Source organism: Pseudopontixanthobacter vadosimaris (genome assembly GCF_012979275.1).
GTDB classification, from domain to species: Bacteria; Pseudomonadota; Alphaproteobacteria; order Sphingomonadales; family Sphingomonadaceae; genus Pseudopontixanthobacter; species Pseudopontixanthobacter vadosimaris.
Genome location: NZ_JABASZ010000014.1, coordinates 19,718 through 43,403 on the forward strand (window position 1 = coordinate 19,718; position 23,686 = coordinate 43,403).

Annotated in this window: 23 protein-coding genes and 1 tRNA gene; 13 read left to right on the forward strand and 11 right to left on the reverse strand. The window is 61.1% G+C overall.

What is annotated here, in order from left to right:
- The first annotated feature begins 22 nt into the window (after positions 1-22).
- Positions 23-1,183 (forward strand): bifunctional 2-C-methyl-D-erythritol 4-phosphate cytidylyltransferase/2-C-methyl-D-erythritol 2,4-cyclodiphosphate synthase, encoded by a 1,161-nt coding sequence (locus HG250_RS02395; RefSeq protein ID WP_170002482.1) that lies wholly within the window; start codon positions 23-25, stop codon positions 1,181-1,183.
- 28 nt (positions 1,184-1,211) lie between these two features.
- Positions 1,212-1,715, forward strand: coding sequence for a CinA family protein (locus HG250_RS02400; protein WP_170002484.1), 504 nt, complete (start codon positions 1,212-1,214; stop codon positions 1,713-1,715).
- Here the strand turns inward: HG250_RS02400 and HG250_RS02405 are convergent.
- Complete coding sequence (locus HG250_RS02405) at positions 1,676-2,137, reverse strand: type II toxin-antitoxin system RatA family toxin (protein WP_170002486.1); 462 nt, start codon at positions 2,135-2,137, stop codon at positions 1,676-1,678. The genes HG250_RS02400 and HG250_RS02405 overlap by 40 nt on opposite strands.
- A complete protein-coding gene (lipA, locus tag HG250_RS02410) occupies positions 2,137-3,123 on the reverse strand; it encodes a lipoyl synthase (protein WP_170002488.1) in 987 nt (328 codons plus the stop codon). The genes HG250_RS02405 and lipA overlap by 1 nt, the downstream gene beginning before the upstream one ends.
- A gap of 56 nt (positions 3,124-3,179) precedes the next feature.
- On the opposite strand from lipA, the gene HG250_RS02415 reads away from it, so the two are divergent.
- On the forward strand, positions 3,180-3,845 hold the full coding sequence (locus tag HG250_RS02415) for a carbonic anhydrase (RefSeq protein WP_240956869.1): 666 nt from the start codon (positions 3,180-3,182) through the stop codon (positions 3,843-3,845).
- 44 nt (positions 3,846-3,889) lie between these two features.
- On the forward strand, positions 3,890-4,633 hold the full coding sequence (locus tag HG250_RS02420; RefSeq protein ID WP_170002492.1) for an NYN domain-containing protein: 744 nt from the start codon (positions 3,890-3,892) through the stop codon (positions 4,631-4,633).
- A gap of 60 nt (positions 4,634-4,693) precedes the next feature.
- Here the strand turns inward: HG250_RS02420 and HG250_RS02425 are convergent, their stop codons facing one another.
- On the reverse strand, positions 4,694-5,995 hold the full coding sequence (locus tag HG250_RS02425) for a hypothetical protein (RefSeq protein WP_170002494.1): 1,302 nt from the start codon (positions 5,993-5,995) through the stop codon (positions 4,694-4,696).
- Positions 5,996-6,317: 322 nt separating this feature from the next.
- Between HG250_RS02425 and gyrA the strand changes: the two genes are divergently transcribed.
- Complete coding sequence (gene gyrA, locus HG250_RS02430; protein ID WP_170002496.1) at positions 6,318-9,116, forward strand: DNA gyrase subunit A; 2,799 nt, start codon at positions 6,318-6,320, stop codon at positions 9,114-9,116.
- 60 nt (positions 9,117-9,176) lie between these two features.
- Here gyrA and HG250_RS02435 read toward each other — a convergent pair whose 3' ends face one another.
- Positions 9,177-9,863: a lysoplasmalogenase family protein gene (locus HG250_RS02435; RefSeq protein ID WP_240956870.1), complete on the reverse strand. Its 687-nt coding sequence runs from the start codon at positions 9,861-9,863 to the stop codon at positions 9,177-9,179.
- Between the two features lie 46 nt (positions 9,864-9,909).
- On the opposite strand from HG250_RS02435, the gene trmFO reads away from it, so the two are divergent.
- Positions 9,910-11,268, forward strand: coding sequence for a methylenetetrahydrofolate--tRNA-(uracil(54)-C(5))-methyltransferase (FADH(2)-oxidizing) TrmFO (trmFO, locus tag HG250_RS02440; RefSeq protein ID WP_170002498.1), 1,359 nt, complete (start codon positions 9,910-9,912; stop codon positions 11,266-11,268).
- Between the two features lie 30 nt (positions 11,269-11,298).
- Here trmFO and HG250_RS02445 read toward each other — a convergent pair whose 3' ends face one another.
- Positions 11,299-11,757, reverse strand: coding sequence for an EF-hand domain-containing protein (locus HG250_RS02445; RefSeq protein ID WP_170002500.1), 459 nt, complete (start codon positions 11,755-11,757; stop codon positions 11,299-11,301).
- A 26-nt stretch (positions 11,758-11,783) separates the two neighbouring features.
- A complete protein-coding gene (locus HG250_RS02450; RefSeq protein WP_170002502.1) occupies positions 11,784-12,437 on the reverse strand; it encodes a hypothetical protein in 654 nt (217 codons plus the stop codon).
- Positions 12,438-12,810: 373 nt separating this feature from the next.
- Between HG250_RS02450 and HG250_RS02455 the strand changes: the two genes are divergently transcribed.
- From HG250_RS02455 to HG250_RS02465, 3 genes are read left to right on the forward strand one after another with little or no spacing between them, the layout of a single operon-like run.
- On the forward strand, positions 12,811-13,008 hold the full coding sequence (locus HG250_RS02455; RefSeq protein WP_170002504.1) for a hypothetical protein: 198 nt from the start codon (positions 12,811-12,813) through the stop codon (positions 13,006-13,008).
- 5 nt (positions 13,009-13,013) lie between these two features.
- Positions 13,014-13,475: a TadE/TadG family type IV pilus assembly protein gene (locus tag HG250_RS02460; RefSeq protein WP_170002506.1), complete on the forward strand. Its 462-nt coding sequence runs from the start codon at positions 13,014-13,016 to the stop codon at positions 13,473-13,475.
- Complete coding sequence (locus tag HG250_RS02465; RefSeq protein ID WP_170002508.1) at positions 13,472-13,912, forward strand: TadE/TadG family type IV pilus assembly protein; 441 nt, start codon at positions 13,472-13,474, stop codon at positions 13,910-13,912. The genes HG250_RS02460 and HG250_RS02465 overlap by 4 nt, the downstream gene beginning before the upstream one ends.
- A 122-nt stretch (positions 13,913-14,034) precedes the next feature.
- On the opposite strand, the gene HG250_RS02470 is transcribed toward HG250_RS02465, so the two are convergent.
- The 3 genes from HG250_RS02470 to HG250_RS02480 all read right to left on the reverse strand — a co-directional run bounded on the left by HG250_RS02470 (position 14,035) and on the right by HG250_RS02480 (position 17,139).
- A complete protein-coding gene (locus HG250_RS02470; protein ID WP_170002510.1) occupies positions 14,035-15,438 on the reverse strand; it encodes a pyruvate dehydrogenase complex E1 component subunit beta in 1,404 nt (467 codons plus the stop codon).
- Between the two features lie 109 nt (positions 15,439-15,547).
- Positions 15,548-16,612, reverse strand: coding sequence for a pyruvate dehydrogenase (acetyl-transferring) E1 component subunit alpha (pdhA, locus tag HG250_RS02475; protein ID WP_170002512.1), 1,065 nt, complete (start codon positions 16,610-16,612; stop codon positions 15,548-15,550).
- 203 nt (positions 16,613-16,815) lie between these two features.
- The gene (locus tag HG250_RS02480; protein ID WP_338103838.1) at positions 16,816-17,139 is read right to left on the reverse strand and encodes an FtsB family cell division protein; all 324 of its coding nucleotides are present in this window, start codon (positions 17,137-17,139) and stop codon (positions 16,816-16,818) included.
- A 186-nt stretch (positions 17,140-17,325) separates the two neighbouring features.
- On the opposite strand from HG250_RS02480, the gene hppD reads away from it, so the two are divergent.
- The 3 genes from hppD (at position 17,326) to HG250_RS02495 (ending at position 20,045) form a co-directional block, all read left to right on the forward strand.
- Positions 17,326-18,456 (forward strand): 4-hydroxyphenylpyruvate dioxygenase, encoded by a 1,131-nt coding sequence (gene hppD / locus HG250_RS02485; protein WP_170002514.1) that lies wholly within the window; start codon positions 17,326-17,328, stop codon positions 18,454-18,456.
- A gap of 8 nt (positions 18,457-18,464) precedes the next feature.
- Complete coding sequence (locus HG250_RS02490) at positions 18,465-19,007, forward strand: VOC family protein (RefSeq protein WP_170002984.1); 543 nt, start codon at positions 18,465-18,467, stop codon at positions 19,005-19,007.
- Between the two features lie 174 nt (positions 19,008-19,181).
- Positions 19,182-20,045: a mechanosensitive ion channel family protein gene (locus tag HG250_RS02495; protein WP_170002516.1), complete on the forward strand. Its 864-nt coding sequence runs from the start codon at positions 19,182-19,184 to the stop codon at positions 20,043-20,045.
- On the opposite strand, the gene HG250_RS02500 is transcribed toward HG250_RS02495, so the two are convergent.
- On the reverse strand, positions 20,046-21,443 hold the full coding sequence (locus HG250_RS02500; protein WP_170002518.1) for a helix-turn-helix domain-containing protein: 1,398 nt from the start codon (positions 21,441-21,443) through the stop codon (positions 20,046-20,048).
- 152 nt (positions 21,444-21,595) lie between these two features.
- Here HG250_RS02500 and HG250_RS02505 point away from each other — a divergent pair, with 152 nt between their 5' ends.
- A complete protein-coding gene (locus HG250_RS02505) occupies positions 21,596-23,194 on the forward strand; it encodes an isocitrate lyase (protein ID WP_170002520.1) in 1,599 nt (532 codons plus the stop codon).
- 386 nt (positions 23,195-23,580) lie between these two features.
- On the opposite strand, the gene HG250_RS02510 is transcribed toward HG250_RS02505, so the two are convergent.
- Positions 23,581-23,657: transfer RNA gene (locus HG250_RS02510), tRNA-Arg, on the reverse strand.
- Positions 23,658-23,686 lie beyond the last annotated feature (29 nt).

Here is a 23,686-nt window from a genome sequence, read left to right on the forward strand (position 1 = left end):
CAAGCCGTTAGGTCGCACAGCGATGGACCGGAACGAGCGAGCACCGACCGACAGAACCCCCTTTGCGGCAATCGTCGTGGCGGCTGGGCAAGGGCTGAGGGCAGGTCAGGCCGTTCCCAAGCAATTCGCCAGATGGCGGGGCAAACCCCTGTTGCGTCATTCCATCGAACGTTTCGTCGCCGGCGGCGCCGCGCCCATCATCGTCGTTGTTCCGCCCGGTGGAGAGGATCAAGCACGGCAGGCTCTTGCCGGGCTTGCCGGACTGCGCTTCATTCATGGTGGTACCTTGCGGCAGCAATCGGTTGCAGCCGGGCTGGACGCTCTCACTGACGATGCACCGGAATTGGTCCTGATCCACGATGCGGCCCGACCAGATTTGCCGTTCAGGGTAATCGACAGACTGCTCGCCGCGCTTGTCCAGCATGACGGTGCCATTCCCGTCCTGCCGATCGTCGACAGTCTTGCCGTGGCAAGTGACGGCATGATGTCGGGCATCGCCGATCGCGAAATATTGCGCCGTGTGCAGACACCGCAGGCCTTCCGCTACGCTGCCATCGTCGCCGCCCACCATGCAGCCCCAGATGATCTCGATGCGGGCGACGACGCGCAGATACTGGCGGCGGCCGGTGGCAAGGTCGCGCTGGTTGCAGGAGACGAATGCTTGAAGAAGGTCACCTTTGCCGAAGATTTTGCTGACGATCTGCCGCCCGTGCGGGTAGGCTCGGGCTTTGACGTGCATCGCCTTGTCGAGGGCGAAGAGCTCTGGCTTGGCGGAATTAGGATCCCCCATTCGCACGGGCTTGCCGGCCACAGCGACGCCGATGTCGCGATCCATGCGATCGTCGACGCATTGCTGGGCGCGGTGGCCGCAGGTGATATCGGCAGCCACTTTCCGCCAAGCGACCCGCAGTGGAAAGGCGCATCGTCCGACAGGTTCTTGCAACATGCGGTCAGGCTGGTCGCGGAGGCTGGCTACGCAGTCGGAAACATCGACCTCACCATCATTTGCGAAGCACCGAAGATCGGCCCGCATCGCACGGCAATGACAAGCCGGCTGGCAGACCTGCTGGCAGTGCCTGAAGACCGGATTAGCGTGAAGGCAACCACCACGGAACGACTGGGCTTTACCGGGCGCGGGGAAGGCATGGCGGCTCAGGCCATCGCCACCGTCGTTCTTGGCTGATGCCGGACGATCTGCCATGACGGAGTGCATGACTTCCGAAACCATCCTGCCGCATGAGGTCACCGCACTCGCCGCCAAGGTCGTCGAGGCGAACCGCGCCGAAGGGCGAACCGTCGTGCTGGCGGAAAGCTGCACGGGCGGCCTCGTCGCTTCCGCCCTGACCGAGATACCGGGGTCGTCCGCCGTACTGGACCGCGGATTCGTTACCTATTCCAATCAAGCCAAGATGGAGATGCTCGGCGTCTCCGCCGATATCATCGAGACATTCGGCGCGGTATCCATCGCCTGCGTCTGGGCCATGGCGCAAGGTGCGCTGCGGCACAGCCATGCCGATGTGGCGGTCGCCGTCAGCGGCATAGCCGGCCCCGGTGGCGGAACCGCTCTGAAGCCTGTCGGCACTGTCGTATTTGCCCGGGCGTTCCGCAACTCCGACGCCGCACCGGAAGGAGACCTGCGCCAGATGGACGGAGCGAATCGCGCGGAAATCCGGCGTCAGGCGGCGCTGGTCGCGCTGGAGTTGCTGTTGCCGTAAAGCGCATCGGCCCGTGCTTCGAACGCCGTGACCATCTTGCGAAAAGCGCGATCGAAATATTGACCGGCCAATGCTTCGAAAACGCGGTTCTTGAACGCGAAATCCACGTTGAAGTCGATTTCGCAGCCGCCACTGTCGCGGGGAGTAAACACCCAGCTGTTATCGAGGTCGCGCAGTGGCCCATCTACGTAATGTACGTCGATACGCCTCGGGCGATCCTTGGTCACCTTGGATGTGAACCTTTCACGGATCGCCTTGAACCCGACCAGCATGTCTGCGGTCATCTCGGCCTCGCTGTCCGACCGGACGCGAGTCGCGATCACCCAGGGGAGGAAATCCTCATAACGCCCCACATCCGCGACCAGATCGAACATCTGCTCGCAACTATATGGCAGGACACGCTTTTCCTTGATTCCCGGCATCAGTTCGCGACCTTTTCCGCCGCCCCCGCAGCCCGGGCCGCAGCCTTGGCCAGCTTGTCTTCACGGGCGCTCCGCATCTGCGCGAAATCCTCACCCGCATGGTAACTCGATCGGGTCAGAGGGCTGGAGGCGACCTGGAAGAAACCCTTGGCCCGTGCGATCGCGCCATAGGCGTCGAACTGCTTCGGGGTCACGAAATTCGCGACTTTCGCATGTCTGGGCGTCGGTTGCAGATACTGTCCCATCGTCATGAAATCGATATCTGCGCTACGCATGTCGTCCATCACCTGGTGCACCTCCAGACGCTGTTCGCCGAGGCCCAGCATGATGCCGGACTTGGTGAAAATCAGCGGGTCGTGTGCCTTTACCTCTTCCAGCAGCCGCAGGGAGGCATAATAGCGCGCGCCCGGCCGGATCGTGGGATAAAGGCGCGGCACGGTTTCTAGGTTGTGATTGTAGACATCGGGGCCGGCCTCGCAGATCGCCTCGACCGCGGGACGCATCTTGTTCCGGAAATCGGGCGTCAGGATCTCGATGGTCGTGTCCGGCGTCTCGCGGCGCAATGCCTTGATGACCTTCACGAATTGCTGCGCTCCGCCGTCCGGCAGATCGTCGCGGTCGACCGACGTGATAACGATGTGTTCGAGGCCCAGCTTCGCTGCTGCGGCGGCCGTGTGTTCCGGCTCCAGCGGATCGACGATGCGGGGCATTCCGGTCTTCACATTGCAGAAGGCGCAGGCACGCGTGCAGACATCCCCCAGGATCATTACGGTTGCGTGCTTCTTCGTCCAGCACTCGCCGATATTCGGACACGCCGCCTCCTCGCACACCGTGTTGAGGTTCAGGTCGCGCATCAGCTTGCGCGTTTCCTGAAACCCCTTGCTGGTGGGCGCTTTCACCCGGATCCAGTCGGGCTTGCGCTGGCGGGGCGCGCGTTCCTGCGGCACGGGCTGCGTCGTCGGAGAGAAATCGTTCATGCCGCCCATCTAATGTGCAGCACGCGATCTTGCCAGTCCTGTGTCGAAGCGCCATGACGATGCTTATGAAAGAACCAGCTACGGCAACAGCGCACTCTCCTGAAATTACCAGCCTGGTCGAGGGATATCGCCGCTTCCGTGAGGTCGGCTGGACGCCTCATCGTGAACGCTGGGCTGCGCTGGGGGAAAAGCAGGAACCGCGGGTGATGGTGATCGCCTGTTCCGACAGCAGGGTCGATCCGGCGCAGATTTTCGATGTCGATCCCGGAGAAATCTTCGTCGTCCGCAACGTCGCGGCGCTTGTCCCTCCGTACGAGACCACGCCCGGTCGGCACGGTGTCTCGGCGGCACTGGAATTCGCCGTACAGGTGCTGAAGGTGAAGGAGATAGTTGTCCTCGGCCACGGGCTTTGCGGTGGCTGCCGCGCCGCGCTGACGCAGGAATTGCGCGGAAGCGGCCAGGGTGAAGGCGGCTTCATCGCCGACTGGATCGCGCTTCTCGAGGATGCGAGAGAGGAGGTCGTGCAGGTGCATGGCGCACGGGGCCGCGATGCGGAAAGGGCCATGGAACAGGCGGGCGTCCGCGTCAGCCTGAACAATCTGCGCAGTTTTCCTTATGTGCAACAAAAGGAAAAGGCCGGTGAACTTCGCCTGAGCGGAGCGTTTTTTGCGATCAGCGATGGCATCCTGCACCTGATGCAGGATGACGGAAGTTTCGCCCCCGCACTCTGAACCCGCTGGAACCAGCTTCATAGCGGACGAAAAAGGACGCTGCATTGCCCGAAGAAAATTTGAAGAACATCGCCCTGCTGATCGATGCCGACAATATCAATCCCAATGGTATCGACCCGGTGCTGACCGTCATGGCCGAGCTGGGGCAGGTGAACATTCGCCGTGCCTATGGCAATTTTTCAAAGCCTGCCCTGTCGAAATGGGGTAGTCTGACACACAAGTTCGGCATTCAGCCCCAGCAGCAGTTCGACATGACGCGCGGCAAGAACGCGACCGACATGGCCATGACGATCGATGCCATCGACCTGCTGTACAAGGGTAAGGTGGACGGGTTCGGCATCATGAGCAGCGACAGCGACTTCACGCCGCTGGTTACCCGGCTGCGGCAGGACGGGTTGCTTGTCTACGGCTTTGGAAGCGCCAAGGCACCCGAGGCCTTTACCAGCGCCTGCACCCGCTTCATCGATATCGATAAATTGATCGGCACCGTGAACCGCGACGAGCGGGAACGGACCGCGGCAGGCGAACCGGCGAAGCGGATCGAGGATGCCAGCGGTTTCGACCCCGATCTGATCGAATTGCTGGGCGCTGCGTGGAAGGCGGCAGAACGCGACGAGGATGGTTTCGCCAAGCTACAGGAGGTTGGACAGATCGCCGGCAACAGGTCCAGTTTCGACGTGCGAAACCATGGCTTCAAACGGCTGTCGGAACTCGTCCGCGCCGCCAGCGACAATTTCAAGCTGGAAAGACGCAACGGCAATCAGCTGTATGTGAAGCGACTGCGATAGCAGGATGGCGCGGTCCCCTAGGGGCCGCGCCATCCTGGCAGTCAGATATGCAAACGAGCCTTACTGAACGGCGGTCGCCTCCTGCATCGCATAGGTACTCCACAGGCGGGCGATGGCCTGACGCGCACCTTCCACCTTGGCGAATGTCGCATTCGCTTCTGCCTTGTTACCCTGATCGAGCTGCGCGATGCCGAGGCGGGTCAGGGCGCGCGCGGTATCCACGCCAGGCTTGGCAAGGGCGATGCGGTACAATTCCTCTGCCTTGGCGGCCTGATTGTCGCTGAGATAGGCGTCACCTGCGGCAATGGCCACCTGCGGGCTGCCGCTGGGGGAGCGGGCATCGGCCTCGAGGCTGGCGAAGTCCTCGCGCACCAGCTTCGTGCCGCTGCGCGACATGGTCTCGGCCTCGGTCACGTAGCGATCGGAGGCATTGAGCAGCCCTGCAGATTTACCCTGAGCGATTACCCGGCCCACCTCGATGGGGAGACGGCGCGGATCGGCCGTTTCGATGTAGTCCATGTAATCGCGCGATGTCCGCAGCGAGTTCGTCCGCTGCGACAGGCGAAGCAGGTCGAGCAGTTCCTCATCGCCGTAAGCATTGTTGTTCCGCAGGATACCCACCGCATCGCCCCAATTGTCGGTCGAGGGATAATATTGCACGAGCATCCGGCTGTATTTTTCCGCTTCGGGCGCCATGTCGGAATTATAGGCGATGGAAAGCCCACGCTTGAGCCAGCCTTCGTCGATTGCCTGCCCGGCATCCACGCGCGCCTGGATGGCACGGTCAAGATACTGCAGGCCGGCCTGGTTGTTGCCTTCCGCGAAATAGCTTTCCGCGATCAGAGTCTGCGGATTGCCCTCGGTCCAGCCGGCGGCGATAGCCTGTTCCATGTAGGAGCGCGCGGCCGGGTAATCATTATCCTGATAAGCGAGCTGACCGGCCAGGAAGTTGTAACGGCCCGCATCGGCTGCCGGCAGTTGGCCGCTTTCGATCAGCATGGCGACGGCTTCGCGCTGTAAGGCACGATTTTCACTGTCGCGGCCTATCGAATAGATGATCTGACCCGCGGCAAACCGGTCGTCCGGTGTCTGTGCCGCCGCTTTCAGCACGGGAACCGATGCAGCAGCGCCTGCCGCATTGCCCGCAGCAGCGATCTGCTGCTGAATGGGCTGATATGCCTCGATGAAGCCCTTAGAATAATTCTTGGCTTCGCCAGCTTCCGCTTTCTTCTTCTTCTGCGCGTAGGCCGGGGCTTCCAGCGCAGTCACGCCCACGGCTGCGCCAGTCGCAAGCGCGATCGCGAGCGCGATGCGCGAAACCGACCTGCCGGTCCGGGAACTTGAGCCGATAATCAAGGACATTTGGTATTCTCCCATAGAATTTCGAATTTGCCGGAATTAACGTCCGGAGGCCCGGACGGTTTCACGTTCCGTTCGCCTGACCCATTTGCAATCGCTTGTAAGCAAATGCATCTGAACCCTTTTTGAATAGCGCCAGCCCGCATTTGCAGACCGAACCTTTCGGAGACGAGGCCGGCGCGGCAAACTTATGTGGAAAAAGGCGCAGTCTGCCCCGCCTCCACCCCAGCTATCGGTGGCCTACGGCGGCACCATGCCCTAAGCTGGATCACCATACGCTGCACCGTGGCCTTGCGCGCCACGCCACCAACGGATCAGGCCCGCCTTGAGCGACGACATTCAGACAATAGTTCCGCCCGCAACCCCGGGCGACCACGGCCGTATCGACATCGTCGATGAAATGAAGGCGAGCTATCTCGATTACGCGATGAGCGTGATCGTCAGCCGCGCCCTGCCTGACATCCGCGACGGGTTGAAGCCGGTTCACCGCCGCATCCTGTACGCCAGTCAGGAAGGCGGGTTCGTCGCCGGGCGGCCCTATCGCAAGAGCGCCAAGATCGTGGGCGACACGATGGGCAATTACCATCCGCACGGTGATTCCTCCATCTATGACGCGCTGGCGCGGATGACGCAGGACTGGTCGCTTCGCGTGCCGCTGATCGATGGCCAGGGCAATTTCGGTTCGATGGATCCCGATCCGCCGGCATCGATGCGTTATACCGAAGCGCGGCTGGCGCGGGTCGCCAATATGCTGCTGGAAGATCTCGACAAGGATACGGTCGATTTCGCCGACAATTACGATGGCTCCCGCCGCGAACCGACGGTGCTGCCTGCACGTTTTCCCAACCTGCTCGTCAATGGTGCGGGCGGTATCGCGGTCGGCATGGCGACGAATGTTCCGCCGCATAATCTGGGTGAGGTCATCGATGGATGCTTCGCCTTCATGGACAATCCGGGAATCACTTCGGAAGAACTCTTCGCGATCATCCCAGGCCCGGATTTCCCGACCGCTCCGCTGATCCTCGGCACCGCCGGTGCGCGCTCCGCTTACATGACCGGTCGCGGCTCCATCCTGATGCGAGCCAGGCACGAGATCGAGGAAGGCAAGGGCGGCCGGGGCGAAGGGCGGCGCGCCATCGTTTTCACCTCGATCCCCTTCCAGGTCGGGAAGAACAGCCTGGTGGAAAAGATCGCCGAGGCTGCAAAGGAAAAGCGGATCGAGGGCGTCGCCGACATTCGCGACGAATCAAGCCGCATGGGCGTGCGCGTCGTCGTCGATCTGAAGCGGGATGCCACGCCCGAAGTCGTACTGAACCAGATCTGGCGGCACACGCCGGCACAGTCCAGCTTTCCCGCCAACATGCTGGCCATTCGCGGCGGGCGGCCCGAAACGCTGTCGCTGCGCGACATCATTGCCTCGTTCATCGCCTTTCGCGAACAGGTCATCACCCGCCGCACCAAGTTCGAGTTGAACAAGGCGCGCGACCGGGCGCATATCTTGCTGGGCCTCGTGGTCGCGGTGTCAAACCTCGACGAAGTGGTCGCGATCATTCGCGGCGCGTCCAACCCGGCGGCGGCACGGGCTGCGCTGCTGACGCGGGACTGGCCTATCGGCGACATCGCGCAATACATCCGTCTGGTCGAAGCGATCGAGCCTGACAGGGAGCAGGAAGGCGGCACCTACCGCCTCTCGCAGCGGCAGGTTAAAGCCATTCTCGATCTGCGCCTGCACCGCCTGACCGCGCTGGGCCGTGACGAGATCGGTGGCGAACTGAAGGAGCTTTCCGATCAGATCGCCGGTTATCTCGAGATCCTGGCCGACCGGCGCAAGCTTTACGAGGTGATGCGCGGCGAACTGCAGGAGGTGCGCGATACCTATGCGACCCCTCGCCTGTCCGAAATTGCGCCCGCCTGGGACGGTCTCGACGATGAAGATCTGATCGAGCGTGACGAGATGGTCGTGACCGTGACCCTCGACGGCTACATCAAGCGAACGCCGCTCTCGACCTTCCGCGCGCAGAACCGCGGCGGCAAGGGCCGCGCCGGCATGGCGACGAAGGAAGAGGATGCGGTCAGCGAGATGTTCGTGACCAGCACGCATAATCCCGTGCTGTTCTTCTCGAACAAGGGCAAGGTCTACCGCCTGAAGGTCTGGAAGCTGCCCGAAGGCACGCCGACCACGCGCGGCCGGCCTATCGTCAATCTTCTGCCCTCGCTCGAGGAAGGCGAGACGATCCGCACGGTGCTGCCGCTGCCGGAGGATGAGGAAAGCTGGGGCAGCCTGAACGTGGTGTTCGCGACCGCGCGCGGCAACGTACGGCGCAACGGCATGGATGCCTTCACCAACATTCCCAGCAACGGCAAGTTCGCGATGCGCTTCGACGACGACAGCGACGACCGCCTGATCGGGGTGGCACTGCTGGAAACGGGCGACGACGTGTTGCTGGCAACCCGCCTTGGCCGGGCCATTCGCTTCGATGCGGAGGACGTTCGTGAATTCCGCAGCCGGACCTCCACCGGCGTGCGCGGCATGCGGCTGCGCGACGATGACGAGGTCGTGTCCCTGTCCATTCTGCACGGCGGCTCCGCATCGCCGGAGGAACGGGACGCCTATTTGCGTGTGGCACCCTGGAAATCGGACGAAGAAGGTGCTCCTCTGTCCGACGATCACCGCGAGATGGCGGAGAACGAGGAATTCATCCTGACCGTCTGTGCGAATGGTTACGGCAAATTGTCGTCCGCCTATGAATACCGCCGCTCCGGACGCGGCGGCCAGGGCGTCACCAATATCGACAATATCGAACGCAACGGACCTGTCGTCGCCAGCTTTGCCGCGACCAAGGATCACCAGCTGATGCTGGTGACTGATCAGGCAAAGCTCATCCGCATCGGGCTGGACAGCCTGCGCGTCATCGGTCGGGCCAGCTCCGGGGTCCGGCTGTTCAATGTCGGCAGGGGCGAACATATCGTCAGCGCGGTTCGCCTGGATGATGACGAAACGCCCGAGAACGAGGCGGAAGAAGCGATTATCGAGGAAATCGTCGGCCGGCAGACGAATGTCACCGCGCCGCATACGACCGTCGATCGCGACGATAATCTCGATGAAGACGAAGCGCCCGAATAGATTAGCGTGAGAACGGCCGGGGAGCGGGGATAATGTGCCCCTCTCCCCCATCTGCAGCTTTCAGCGGACGGCAGGCGCCTCGTAGCGGAGCGTCTGGATCACGCCGGTCGCGATCAGGAACTGACCGCTGAAATAGAGCGGCCAGGTGAGCCAGTCAGTCAGGCTCAGGTCGATATCGCCGCCGACCCGCGCAAACACCAGGAGATTGGATGCGATCACCAGGACTGCGCCCGTTCCGGTTCGATAGCGCGGAAACCTGCTCATCCAGGCTGCTCCGGCCATTGCGCCGAGCATCAGCGCATAGATAGCGACAGTCGTGGACAGGGTCACCAACCACGCGATCACGGGCGTGAAGATCAGCAGACCGACAGCTGCAAGTTTCTGACTGGACGCGGGCCGCTCTCGCAAATTACGAAGGTAAAGCGCCAGAGCCGCGACCCACGCCGCGAAAAATATCGCGCCGCCTGCGCTGAAATACAGTTCCAGCATCATGTCGGCCACCGCCGACAGCGCCAGCACCAGCGCGAGCAGACGCGCATCGGGCAAATGGCTCTTGCGGGCGGCATAGATAGCCAGCGATCCGACCGCGATACCCTTGATGGCGATGAGGAACAGGCCGCCGAGCCGTCCGCCCATCAGCAGGAAGAAGGCAATGGCGGCGATAATGCCCAGCAGCAGCCAGGGCCGGTGGTCCGCCAAAGTTCTTCGCATCTTGCCCCAGACCCTTAATATGTAGTCGCCCGTCATGCTTGGCCTTGAACAGCATGGGGCGCAAGGACTAGACGCCTGAGGCATGACACATGACATTCACATCATCGGCGGCGGACTTGCCGGGAGCGAAGCGGCATGGCAGCTGGCGCGGCGGGGCTTTCGCGTGCGTCTGTCCGAAATGCGCGGCGGGGGCGATGGCACCCCTGCCCATCAGACAGACGGCCTTGCCGAACTCGTCTGTTCCAATTCCTTCCGCTCAGACGATGATGAAAAGAACGCGGTCGGTCTGCTCCATCATGAAATGCGGCGACTGGATTCGCTCGTCATGGCGGCGGGGGAAGTCGCGCGGGTTCCGGCAGGGTCCGCTATGGCGGTCGATCGCGATGTCTTCTCAGCCGAAGTCGAACACCGTCTAACCGCCCACGAAAACATCACCATCGTGCGCGAGCGTATCGACAGCCTGCCCGAAGCCGGCCTGACGATCGTCGCCACAGGGCCGCTGACCGCAGCGGCGCTCGCCAGCAGCATCGGGCGGGCGACCGGGCAGGACAGCCTCGCCTTCTTCGATGCCATCGCACCGATCGTCCACCGCGATTCCATCGACATGGATATCTGCTGGTTCCAGTCGCGCTGGGACAAGAATTCCAGTTTTGCAGGCGAGCAGGAGGAAGCGGGCAAGGATTACATCAACTGCCCGATGAATAAGGACGAATATCTCGCCTTCCACCAGGGGCTGCTGGATGGCGACAAGACCGAGTTCAAGGAATGGGAGGCCAGCACACCCTATTTCGAAGGCTGCATGCCGGTCGAGGTCATGGCGTCGCGCGGACTCGATACATTGCGGTTCGGCCCGATGAAGCCCGTAGGTCTGGACGACCCCCGCACCGGACGATGGCCTTATGCCGTGGTCCAGCTGCGGCAGGACAACCGGCTCGGCACCCTATGGAACATGGTCGGCTTCCAGACCAAGTTGAAGCATGGCGCGCAAGTAGAACTTTTTCGCACGATCCCCGGCTTGCAGGACGCGGAATTCGCGCGTCTGGGCGGCCTGCATCGCAACACGTTCCTCAATGCTCCTGTCGTTCTCGATCGCCAGTTGCGTTTGAAGGACGCCGGTCACATCCGCTTTGCCGGGCAGATTACCGGCTGCGAAGGTTATGTCGAGAGCAGCGCGATAGGGCTGATGGCGGGCCTCATGGCCGCAGCGGAACTTGCGGGCGAAACATTGATGCCCCCGCCCCGCACCAGTGCCATGGGCGCGCTGCTGTCCCACATCACCGGGGATGCAGAAGCGGAAACCTATCAGCCGATGAACGTCAATTTCGGCCTCTTCCCGCCGCTGCATGATGTTAAGAAGAAACAGCGCAAGGTAGCCTACACCTCGCGCGCGAAGGCCGAATTCGGAGAATGGCTGAAGGAAGGTGAACTGGTGCCCGCCTGACCCGTCTTCGGCGTAGCCCGCCTGCCGCGTTCAGCAGCGGCAGGCAGGTTTCGCCCGGCGCTTCGGCGCGGTGGTCGCAAATTCCTCCGCGCTCAATTCCCGGTTCCCATCGCTGTCAGCCCCATCGAATTTGTCGACTGTCGTCACGGCCCATTCCTCGAACGTCAGCAAATTATTGCCGTCCTTGTCCAGCTTGCGAAAAGCGGCAGTGCGGCTCGACAGCATTTCAGCCCGCGTGATCTTCAGGTCGCGATTGCGATCGTATCGGAAGAATCGCTTCTGCTCGCGCGACAGCTCGGTCACTTCGGGCAAGGCGGGCCCACGCATTCCGGTCACGTCCGCCTCCGGCAATTCGTCGTCGGCGGGCTGAACAATTGCCGGTTCCGGCGGCGGCGCACCTTCCTCGACCTGCGCCCTGCCCTGCCACCAGAACAGGCCTATGCCGGCCATTATCAAGGCAAGGACTGCGCCCAGGATCATTCGGTTCATGCTTGATTCTTTCGTTTCGAGGGCCTTCAGCGACCAATCATTCCGATCCTCAGCGCCAGGGCCATCGCGCCTGCGCCCGAGAGCAGTTCATGATCGCCGCGGCCCAGCGCCCTGCGGCTCAGGCCACGTAACACGGCAAGGGGGCGCAAGGCCCGCGGCAATGCGCCGCTGCCATTCGGCTCCCCCGCCATCGATTTAACTCTCTGGCGCTCCTCGCCATCGTCCAGATGCCTCGCAAGATCGCCCAGCACCCATTCACGCCCGGCGCTGGCCGCATCCTGCGCAGCGTCATCATGGCCCAGCGCGGTCGCGAGCGTTTTCCAGCCCGCAGCCCTGCCCGCAGCATGGGCAACGATCGCCGGTGCGTTCAGATCTTCGGATACGAGCCTTTCCCAGCCATCCGTCATCGCGGCGAGGCCGGTCACATCACCAGGCCAGTTTCGCAGCCGTTCAAGCAGTGGTTCTCCCTTTGGCCAGCCACCCGGATCCTCCCCGAGACGATCACGCCACCAGGCCAGCTTCATCTGGGCGATCAATGGTTCCCCATGTCGGCGCAGGATATCCGCCAGTCGCAGATCGAGAAGCATCAGCGTCAGGGTCGCATCCCTGGCGCCCCGCGGCGCATAGGACAGCGCCAAGCGGTAGGCGAGGGGCAAGGGTTCGAGATCTTCTGACCGCATGGCGCCATTCGCCACCCGGTCACGGTCGAGTCAATTGCTGCTTCGTATTTCGCCACAGCCACGGGCGAAGCACCGCTGATTTCCAACATTCGGTCGACCAGGTAACACTGGCAGGCGCTTGGGCCCTGGCATACGACATGTCCCCCAATACGTATGAATAGCGCGATACAGGAGTATAACGCCAATCAGGTCTATACGGGTCAGATCGACACCAACCCGACAATCCAGCTGGGAAACTATGGTAACGGCGCAAGCAACATCATCATCGTTAATTTATCCGTCTCGAAAGAACTTCCGTTTTCCAGTTACCTGATACAAAGATGGCAGCGAACAGACTGCTCCTGTTGCACATAGACTGAACGGTAACGCGAGTGTGTCGGTCCGCGGCACGTTCTATCTTCCCAATGGCGATTTGACGGTAAACGGCAATTCCAACACGACGCCGCTGTGCTTCCAATTATGGGCATCGACCCTCAAGGTCACGGGTAACACGTCGATCTCCACCACATGTACGAAGAGCCAGACGAAAGCGGCAGGTTCGGCCAAGGGCGGCGTGAGACTGGTTGCATGATGGCCATGAGCAGACCCTTGGGGCGCATGGTTCGCTGCTCGAAAGGCGTAATGGCCATCGAGACTGCGCTCGTGGCGCCGATACTCGCTACTCTTGCGCTAGGCGCTTTCGACGTGAGCAACATGCTTTCCCGGCAGCACCAATTGCAGAGCGGAGCGAATGAGGCATCGGAAATCATTCTCGCGGCGGCCGGAGGCGCCGGGATCCCTTCAGGCGATCTCGAGGATATTCTGGAAAGTTCTTTAAATCTGGCAGATTCCCAGTTGCAGGTTGCCGCACGCTATCGGTGTGATGTCAATGCGGCTCTGGTGAACGCCCCACCCTCGCCTCCCGGTTGTGCCGCCACGAAACCCGTTTACACTTACGTTCAGCTCACCTTGACGGACACCTACACCCCGATGTGGACCAGCTTCGGTGTGGGAGAGCCGATCAACTATAATGTAGTGCGTCTGGTGCAGGTCTCGTGAAACGCTCGCTTTCTTTCTGGCGCAATCTGGCGATCAGCGAGCGCGCCGCTTCGGCGGTTGAATTTGCGTTGCTGGCACCGATCTTCCTCGCCCTGATGTTCGGGGTCGTCAGCGTCGGTATTCACATGCAGAATTACAATGCGGTTCGCTCGCTTGCCAGCGATGCCGCGAGATTTGCGGCGGTCGAATACCAGAAGAACAATGCGGTTTCGGAAACCACTCTGGAAAATAATTTCCAGTCGATGGGCGTTTCCGCGCCGTATTTTCTGCAAAGCGACCGTCTTACTGTTGCGGTTGGCGAAGTTACCAGCCGTGTTCCCGGTGCGCGGGAATTCGATCTCGACATATCCTATGCCCTTCCGGAAATTGCCGGCGGAATTGCGCTGGACGGCTTCACGATGAACTATTCGCGGCCAATCTTCGTACTGAGCAGCTAGCAGAACCCGCCTCGCCGCGTATCGCGGCTGGACAAGGTTCGGTATTCCGACGCGGGAACCTTGCGGATCCACGGTGATCTGCACGGATATTGGGAGCCACGCCTAATCCGCTTCGGCGCGCGTCAATCCTTGTAACAGACCCGTTTCGCCGCCGCGATGATCGCCTTGCTGTCGAGCAGGGCCAGCTTCTCCAGATTGGCTGCATAGGGCAGCGGCACGTCTTCATTGCACACGCGAAGCACCGGCGCATCGAGATGGTCGAAGCCTTTTTCCATGCAGATGGTGACGATTTCGGAAGCGATGGAGCAGGTCGGCCAGCCTTCTTCGGCCACGATCACGCGGTTGGTTTTCGCCAGGCTGTCGAGGACTGCCTGCTCGTCGAGGGGGCGCAGCGTACGAAGATCGATAATCTCCGCATCGATCCCATCACCCGCAAGCGCTTCCGCAGCTTCGAGAGCAAGCCCGACGCCGATGGAGTAGGTGACTATGGTGACATCGCTGCCTTCGCGAACGATGCGTGCCTTGCCGATGGGCAGGACGTGGTCGTCAAGTTCTGGCAATTCGAAATTGCGTCCGTAAACCAGTTCGTTCTCCAGAAAGACGACGGGGTCCTCGCAGCGAATGGCAGCCTTCATCAGACCCTTGGCATCGGACGAATCATAGGGGGCAATGACGATCAGCCCCGGCACGCTGGCGTACCAGGGGCCGTAATTCTGGCTATGCTGCGCCCCCACGCGGCTCGCCGCGCCATTGGGGCCGCGGAAGACGACCGGGCAGCGCATCTGCCCACCCGACATGTAATTCGTTTTGGCGGCACTATTCACGATATGATCGATCGCCTGCATGGCGAAATTGAACGTCATAAATTCGACGATCGGACGCAATCCGCCCATCGCAGCGCCGCAGCCGATGCCGGCAAAGCCATATTCGGTAATGGGAGTGTCGATGACCCGCTTCATACCGAATTCGTCCAGCAGCCCTTGCGTCACCTTGTAGGCACCCTGATACTGCGCCACCTCCTCACCCATCACGAACACGCGGCCGTCGCGCCTCATCTCCTCGGCCATGGCATCGCGCAACGCCTCGCGCACGCTGACGGTGGCCATGTTCGTGCCCGGCGGAATTTCGGGGTCGGTGACGGGCTGGCTGCGCTTTTGCGGCGCGGTCATATCGGCCTTGTCTTCTGTGCGCCCCACATCCTTGCCTTCGCCGGGAACATCTTTTTTCGGCTCTTGCGCAGGTTGCGGACCATCTTCGAGCAAGTCCGAATCCGGAAGCTCCTCGCCCTCTCCCGCCAGCATGGCGATCACGGTCCCGACCTTTACGTTGTTGGTTCCTTCCTCGACGAGGATGTTGCCAACCGTCCCTTCGTCGATGGTTTCGAACTCCATCGTCGCCTTGTCCGTTTCGATCTCGGCAATGATGTCGCCGGGAGCGATCGTATCGCCTTTCTTCACGAGCCATTTCGCGAGCGTGCCTTCCTCCATGGTCGGAGAAAGTGCGGGCATTTTAATCTCGATCGCCATTGTCAGGCCCTGGTCTGCTGGTGTTGTAGGAGAGGCGCGGCCGCGCTACTTGCGGAAACGGCGCGAAACAGGGTGCAATCACCCAAGGCATTTGGCTGATCGGTTGCCATCAATAGCTTCCGACCAGGACGTCGGTATACAATTCACCGGCATCGGGTTCGGGCGAGTTTTCGGCAAAATCGGCGGCCTCTGCGACGCGGGCGCGGATTTCCTTGTCGATCGCCTTCAGATCGTCCTCGCTGCGGCCGCGCTCGACAAGCTCCTTCTTCGCCTTCTCGATCGGATCGTTATGTTCGCGCTGGTCCTGCACCTCGTCTCGGGTGCGGTATTTGGCCGGGTCGGACATGGAATGGCCGCGATAGCGATAGGTGTTCAACTCCATCAGCACCGGCCCGTTTCCGCCACGAACATGGGCCAGCGCGATCTCGGCGGCATTCCGCACTTCGAGCACATCCATGCCGTTCACGTCCATTCCGGGGATTCGGAAAGCGGTGCCGCGCTTGTAGAATTCCGTTTCGGCGCTGGAGCGGGCAGTGCTGGTGCCCATCGCATATTGATTGTTCTCGACCACGAAAACGATCGGCAGCTTCCACAGGGACGCCATGTTGAAGGTTTCGTAAACCTGGCCCTGGTTTGCCGCACCATCGCCGAAATAGGCGAGGCAGATGCCGCCGTCCTCGCGATATTGATGGGCAAGTGCCAGTCCGCCGCCCAGAGCGACCTGAGCGCCCACGATACCATGACCGCCATAGAACTTATGCTCGGTCGAGAACATGTGCATCGACCCGCCCTTGCCCTTGGAAATGCCGGCCTGCCGACCGGTGAGTTCCGCCATAATGACATTCGGGTCGATACCATAGGCGAGCATATGGCCATGATCGCGATAGCCCGTGATCACGCTGTCCTTGTCCTTGTCGAGAGCGCTTTGCAGGCCGATGGCGACGGCTTCCTGCCCGATATAAAGGTGGCAGAAGCCGCCGATCAGGCCGAGCCCGTAAAGCTGCCCCGCCTTTTCCTCGAACCGGCGGATAAGCAGCATCTGCCGGTAGAATGCGAGCAACTCGTCGTCGCTCGCATCGTAGCGCGGGCTTTCCTCATGAGCGTTCTGCAGGGACCTGAGGGGCATGTCTTCGGAACCGGATCGGCTTTCGGTCGCGTTGGAGCCGTCTGTCATCGCTGGGCAATCCCTGTCTTGCGCGGTGCCTGTCCGAGAGTCGGACCGGCTGATCGGCCAGGCCATTTCGCCCGGCGATTACGCTACGGCTATAGGAGGCAACCGGCTGTTCGCGCAACGGCCAAGCACCCGAATCTCGCGCAAAAATTTTGACGACATGGCCAGCAGGCAGGATCGCAGCGGCCGGATTGCGGCCAAACCCTTCAGGGTGCGCTGTCGTCCAGGGTGATCAGCACTTCATCGGGATGTGCGACGTTCAGCTTTTCCCGCAGCAGTTCTCCGACGAGATCGGGATCGGCACGGTCGGGGTTCAGCAGGGCGACACGGTTTTGCAAAATATCACGCCGTTCGGTCATGTCCGCGATCTGAACCTGCCTCTGGTCGAGCAGTTGCAGATGCTCGCTCCACGCAAGCAGTCCGCTCGGCCCGGCAATCGCCAATCCGCCAAGCGCCAGCAGAACGCAGAGCGCGAGGCCCTGGGTCAGATGCTCCTTCGGCAGACTGATCTTGTGGTTGCGCGGCTTCACGCTGCAGGTGAACTACAAAGCGGCGATACTGGCAAGCATTTTGTATCATGCACGCCCGCATGTTGCCGCCCGAGCGAGGTGCGGGACGACGATAAGACGCTGGCGCGGTGCGACCGGTCACCTTGCAATTCCCGCGTTCCTCAGGCATATTGGTTGCAACAGTAACCAGTTACAGGTGGGCAGTTCATGGCAGATCTCTTCGAAAATCCCTTGGGCCTCGACGGATTCGAATTCGTCGAATTTTCGGCGCCGGAGAAAGGCGTGCTGGAGCCGGTCTTTGAAAAAATGGGCTTCACCATGGTCGCCAGGCACCGGTCCAAGGACGTGCAATTGTGGCGTCAGGGCGGCATCAATCTGATTGCGAATTACGAACCCCGCAGCCCCGCAGCGTATTTCGCTGCGGAACACGGCCCGTCTGCCTGCGGCATGGGCTTCCGCGTGAAGGATGCCGCCGCCGCTTATGCCGAGGCGCAGAAGCGCGGTGCCGAACCGGTGCATACGCAGACCGGCCCCATGGAGCTGAACATTCCCGCCATTCGCGGCATCGGCCATTCGCTCATCTATCTGATCGATCGCTATGCCGATGAAGGCGGCGATGGCCTGTCCATCTACGACATCGATTTTGAATATGAAAAAGGTGTGGAGCGGTGGCCGGTCGGCGCAGGCATGAAGGTGATCGATCACCTGACGCATAATGTCTATGGCGGACGCATGGCACATTGGGCCGATTTCTACGAGCGGATCTTCAATTTCCGCGAAATCCGCTATTTCGACATCAAGGGCGAATATACCGGCCTGACAAGCAAGGCGATGACGGCACCCGACGGCAAGATCCGTATTCCGCTGAACGAGGAAGGTTCGGGCGGCGGCGGCCAGATCGAGGAATATTTACGCGAATATAATGGCGAGGGCATTCAGCACATCGCACTTGCCAGCGACGATCTCTATCGCAGCTGGGACCGGCTGAAGGAAGCGGGCACGCCCTTCGCTTCCAGCCCGCCGGCGACCTATTACGAAATGCTCGACGATCGGCTGCCGGGGCATGGCGAGCCGGTGGAGGAACTGAAATCGCGCGGCATCCTGGTCGACGGTTCGACCGAGGACGGCGACCCGCGCCTGCTGCTGCAGATCTTCGGTAAGACGGTGATCGGGCCGGTGTTCTTCGAATTCATCCAGCGCAAGAAGGACGAAGGATTTGGCGAAGGCAACTTCACCGCTTTGTTCAAGTCGATCGAGGCAGACCAGATGAAGCGCGGCGCGCTGAAAACCGATGCCGGGGACAAGCGGGCCGAAATCGTGGAAGGAGATGCGGCATGAATCCGCAGATGAAACATCCCATAAGGCTCGGCGGGGTGCATCATGCGGCCTATCGCTGCAAGGATGCGAAGGAGACGGTCGAGTGGTACCAGCGCGTGCTGGGAATGGAATATACTTCGGCATTTTCCGAAGACACGGTGCCTTCGACCGGAGAGCACGACCCGTACATGCATGTGTTCCTCGACGCCGGTAATGGTAACATCCTGGCATTTTTCGAACTCCCGACGCAGAAGGAAATGGGCCGGGACGAGAATACGCCGAAATGGGTGCAGCATCTGGCGTTCAAAGTCGGGTCGGAGGATGAACTGCTCGCCGCCAAGGCTCATGTCGAGGGTGAAGGCATCGAAGTGCTCGGGCCGACGTATCACGGCATTTTCAAGTCGATCTACTTCTTCGACCCCAACGGCCACCGGGTGGAACTGGCCGCCGACATCGGAACGGAAGACCAATATGCCGAACTGAAGCGCGTCGCGATGCCGATGCTGGAGGAGTGGAGCCAGACCAAGAAGGCGCCGCGCCATGCCGATTGGCTGCACAAGGCGAATCAGTAAGCACCTCTGAAGCTGGATGCCGGGCCGCTGTTTCAAGATCGGATCAGCGGCCCCCGTTCGTGCGATCAAACTCGAGCGGCGACCAGGCCGCGACCCGGCGCCCCTGCCCGATTGCAAACCGCACCCGCTGTCCATAGGAATGCAGAATTCGGCGATCATCAGGACGAATAACGCATGAATTACATCGGCACGTTGCGAAACGAAGTTCAGGAAATGGCCCGGGGCGCGGTTGCCCTGCTGCCCAATCTGGCCATCGCACTTACCGTGGTGCTCATCACCTGGTTCGTTGCGAAATTCGCGCTGCGTATCGCCGATCTGATCATCGGCCGCACGAAACTGCGACCCAGCCTTCGCAATCTGGTCGACACCATGGTGAAGCTGGCGATCTGGCTGTTTGGCCTGATGATCGCGCTGACCATCCTGATGCCGGGATTGACCCCGGCCAGCCTCGTCGCGGGGCTCGGCATCGGTGCCGTGGCCATCGGCTTCGCCTTTCAGGATATTTTCGAGAATTTCCTGGCGGGCGTGCTTATCATGGTGCGCGAAAAGATGCGGATCGGCGACGTGATCGAATGCGAAGGCATCAAGGGAAAGGTCGAATATATCACTCTTCGCGAAACGCATGTACGCAAGCTGTCGGGCGAACTGACCATCGTACCCAATTCCATCCTGTTCAAGAATCCGGTCGAAATCTTCACGGATGATGTGAAGCGCCGCCATGAAATCGTCGCGGGCGTTTCCTACGACACCGATCTGGACGAGGCGGCTGCCGTCATCCGCAAGGCTGTCGAAGGGGTCGACCAGGTCGACACGCAAATGGGCGTCGATGTCTTCGCGATGGAGTTCAACTCCAGCTCCGTCGATTTCAATGTGCGCTGGTGGGCGGGTTCCACCCCGCGCAACATGCATGAAAGCCGCGATGCGGTCGTAAGGGCGATCAAGCGGGCGCTGGACGATGCCGGCATCGAGATCCCCTTCCCCTATGTGACCCACACGTTCAAGGAAGCGCTGCCGATCGAAAGCCCGGTCACGGACTGATCAGTCAGCAAAGGTAAACGGCGCAGCGCCCCGGCGGTAATCGTCGGCCATGATCTCGCGGCCAAGTGGCGGCGCGGCCCGCGCCCGGCAGGCTTCGCGATTGCAGAGGCGGCAGGCGATCCCGACGGGCGTCGCCTCCGCCCTGCCGGCCAGCGCTGCCTGCCCATAGACGGTTTTCGCCGCATCTTCGGCCGAGCACACCAGAGCCACCGCGCGCGACACCGGCACATCCCCGAAGCGCCCGCCGCCCGATCGTACGCTTCGGGCGATAGAAAAGAATTCCTGCCCATCAGGCATTCGCAACCACTGCGTGACGATCGCCTGGGGCGTGCGGAACACGGTGTGCACTGTCCATAAGGGGCATCCGCCGCCATAGGTTGCGAAAGGAAAGCCGGCACCGTCCAGCCGTTTGGAGATGTTCCCCGCCTCGTCCAGCCTGACAAAGAAGAAGGGCACATGCGATTGCTCGGACCGGTTCAAAGTGGTCAGCCGGTGGGCGACCTGTTCGAAACTGGTTCCGAATTCGCGGCTCAGCGCCAATATGTCATAGGCGCGCCTGTCCACCGCGCCGACGAAGGCTTCGTAAGGCATCACCAGCGCCGCAGCGGCATAGGAAGCCAGCGCTCGCCTTATCAGATCCAGAGCCGTCGGGTTTTCGACCTCGGCATCTCTCATGATGGTTTCGATTTCGCGCCGCATCGAAGTATAGGCGATGTGCAGGGCAATCTGGAATTGGCGCCCGGCAGCATCCTGCGTATCCTCGATCAGCAATTGCTCATTGTGCCGGTCATAGCGCCGGACCGTGGCCATCATCACATCGGCAGGCAGAAAACGGACCCGCACGCCTGCCTCACCGCGCAGCCATTCCGCCGCCCCGCCCTTCTCCCTGATGGTTTCAGCGAGTGCCGAAGCCTTCGCCTCCAATATGGGAAAGTGATTGTCATGGCCCGCCAGGAAGCGCCTCGTGGCTTCTACCGGGTCGTCGTCGGTAGTGCCGCCGGGCGCGAGGCGCTGTTCCGCAAGGCTGCGCTGTTCGCGCGTATAGGCGCCATGGAGGCGCAGAAATGCCTCGCTCACGGATGGGAAGCTGGTGGCGAGATCGGCGACTTCCAGTGACGGAACCTCGAGATCCGCGAAGATAGGATCGCGTAGCGCTTCCGAAACACGCGCCGAATAGGCGGCACTGTCCTCCGCTCCCAGTTCCGTGACATCGAGACGATAGGTGCGGGCCAGCTTCAGCAACATGTCCGCCGTGACGGGGCGCTGGTTGCGTTCCAGCAAGGCGACATAGCTGCCAGAGACGCCGAGATCAGCCGCCATCTCCATCTGTGTAAGGCCGAGCTCGCGACGGAGCCTGCGGATCCGCGGTCCGAGAAAGAGCGGGTTCGACTGCGCCATTCCGGCACCTTGTCGTAAATGGACAATTGCACAAGCGGTTTTTGTCACATTGGACAAATGCACTTCGGCGGCACTCGCCAGATGGATGCCCGGCCAGCATACAGGAGCCAGCAGATCACATCCGCCAGATGCGGACCAAACGGGAATGACGCATGAGCTATCAGCAGACTATCGAACAGACGCGGCAGGACTTCGATCAATCCGATCTGACACTCAAGGGCATCGAAGCGGAGAATGTTGCGCGCATGCGGCTGCAGAACCGCTTTCGAACCGGCCTCGACATTGCGCGGTATACGGCGAAGATCATGCGTGACGACATGGCAGCCTATGATGGCGATACGAAAAATTACACGCAGTCGCTCGGCTGCTGGCACGGGTTCATCGGTCAGCAGAAGATGATCTCGATCAAGAAGCATTTTGGCGACACCAAGGGCCGCTATCTTTACCTTTCGGGCTGGATGGTCGCCGCCTTGCGCAGCGATTTCGGGCCGCTTCCCGATCAGTCGATGCATGAGAAGACCACCGTTCCCGGCCTGATCGAGGAACTCTACACCTTTCTTCGCCAGGCCGATGCGCGTGAACTCGGCGGATTGTTCCGCCAGTTGGACGATGCGATGGAAGCTGGCAACGATGTCAGGGCGCAGGAGATTCGCAACGCCATCGACAATCATCAGACGCATGTCGTGCCGATCATTGCCGATATCGATGCCGGCTTCGGGAATGCCGAGGCAACTTACCTGCTTTCAAAGAAAATGATCGAGGCAGGCGCCTGCTGCATCCAGATCGAAAACCAGGTGTCGGATGAGAAGCAGTGCGGACATCAGGACGGCAAGGTCACGGTGCCGCATGAGGACTTCCTCGCGAAGATCCGTGCCGTTCGCTATGCCTTCATGGAACTCGGCGTCGATGATGGCGTGATCGTCGCCCGCACGGATTCACTCGGTGCAGGATTGACGAAGCAGATCGCCGTCACGCATGAGAAGGGCGACATCGGCGACCAGTACAACAGCTTTCTCGATTGCGAGGAGGTCGATCCCGCCGATATCGATCATGGCGAAGTGCTCATCACGCGAGATGGCAAGCTGATGAAGCCCAGGCGGCTGCCTTCCAACCTGTTCCAGTTCCGCCCCGGCACGGGCGAGGATCGCTGCGTTCTCGATTGCATTGTCGCCCTTCAGAACGGCGCCGATCTTCTTTGGATCGAAACCGAAAAGCCGCATGTCGAACAGATTGCCGAAATGGTCGATCGCATCCGCGAAACGGTTCCGAGTGCCAAGCTGGTCTACAACAATTCGCCCAGCTTCAACTGGACGCTCAACTTCCGTCAGCAAGTTTACGACGCGTGGGAGAAGGAAGGAAAGGATCTGTCCTCTTTCGATCGCGACCGCCTGATGAGCGTCGATTACGACGGCAGCGATCTGGCGAAGGAGGCCGACGAGCGCATTCGGACCTTCCAGGCCGACGCCGCCAATCGCGCCGGCATTTTCCATCACCTCATTACCTTGCCGACCTATCACACCGCGGCGCTGAGCACCGACAATCTGGCAAAGGAATATTTCGGCGACCAGGCCATGCTCGGCTATGTCAAGAACGTGCAGCGTGAGGAAATCCGGCAGGGCATCGCCTGCGTCAAGCATCAGAACATGGCCGGATCGGACCTCGGCGATGATCACAAGGAATATTTCGCAGGCGAAGCGGCGCTGAAGGCAGGCGGCAAGGACAACACCATGAACCAGTTCGCAGCCGAGTAAGCCAGCTTGCAGCCGGACGAGATCCGGGCAGGCTTCCGGCACGCAACCACAAGATCTCCTGGGGAGGAGAACCGGCCCGCCTCGCGACAGCGTGGCGGGCCGGATAAGTTGGCAAGTAGATAAAGTGGTGATGGAGCAAGGGTGCCGCTTGACTGATCCAGCTAGCGGTGAGGCAAACCAGTCAAGCGGCTGTGCAATCGCAGGAGAACGACGCAGATCGTTTGCACGGGCGGCCAGCGGGGGGCAGAAGGCGCCGGTGGTCCCGTATCTCGCTTCTCCTTCCCGACTGCTGTATGACCGGTAGGTAACTTTGCGTAACCCTCGTGCGTCCAAAAGCTGTTCAGGCCGTCGAACGCTCCATCCAGGTATTCGTGGCGATCAGGAAATGGTGCGCCCGACAGGATTTGAACCTGTGGCCCCCAGATTAGGAATCTGGTGCTCTATCCGACTGAGCTACGGGCGCTCCGCAGAGCCGCTTACGAATTTACAAAC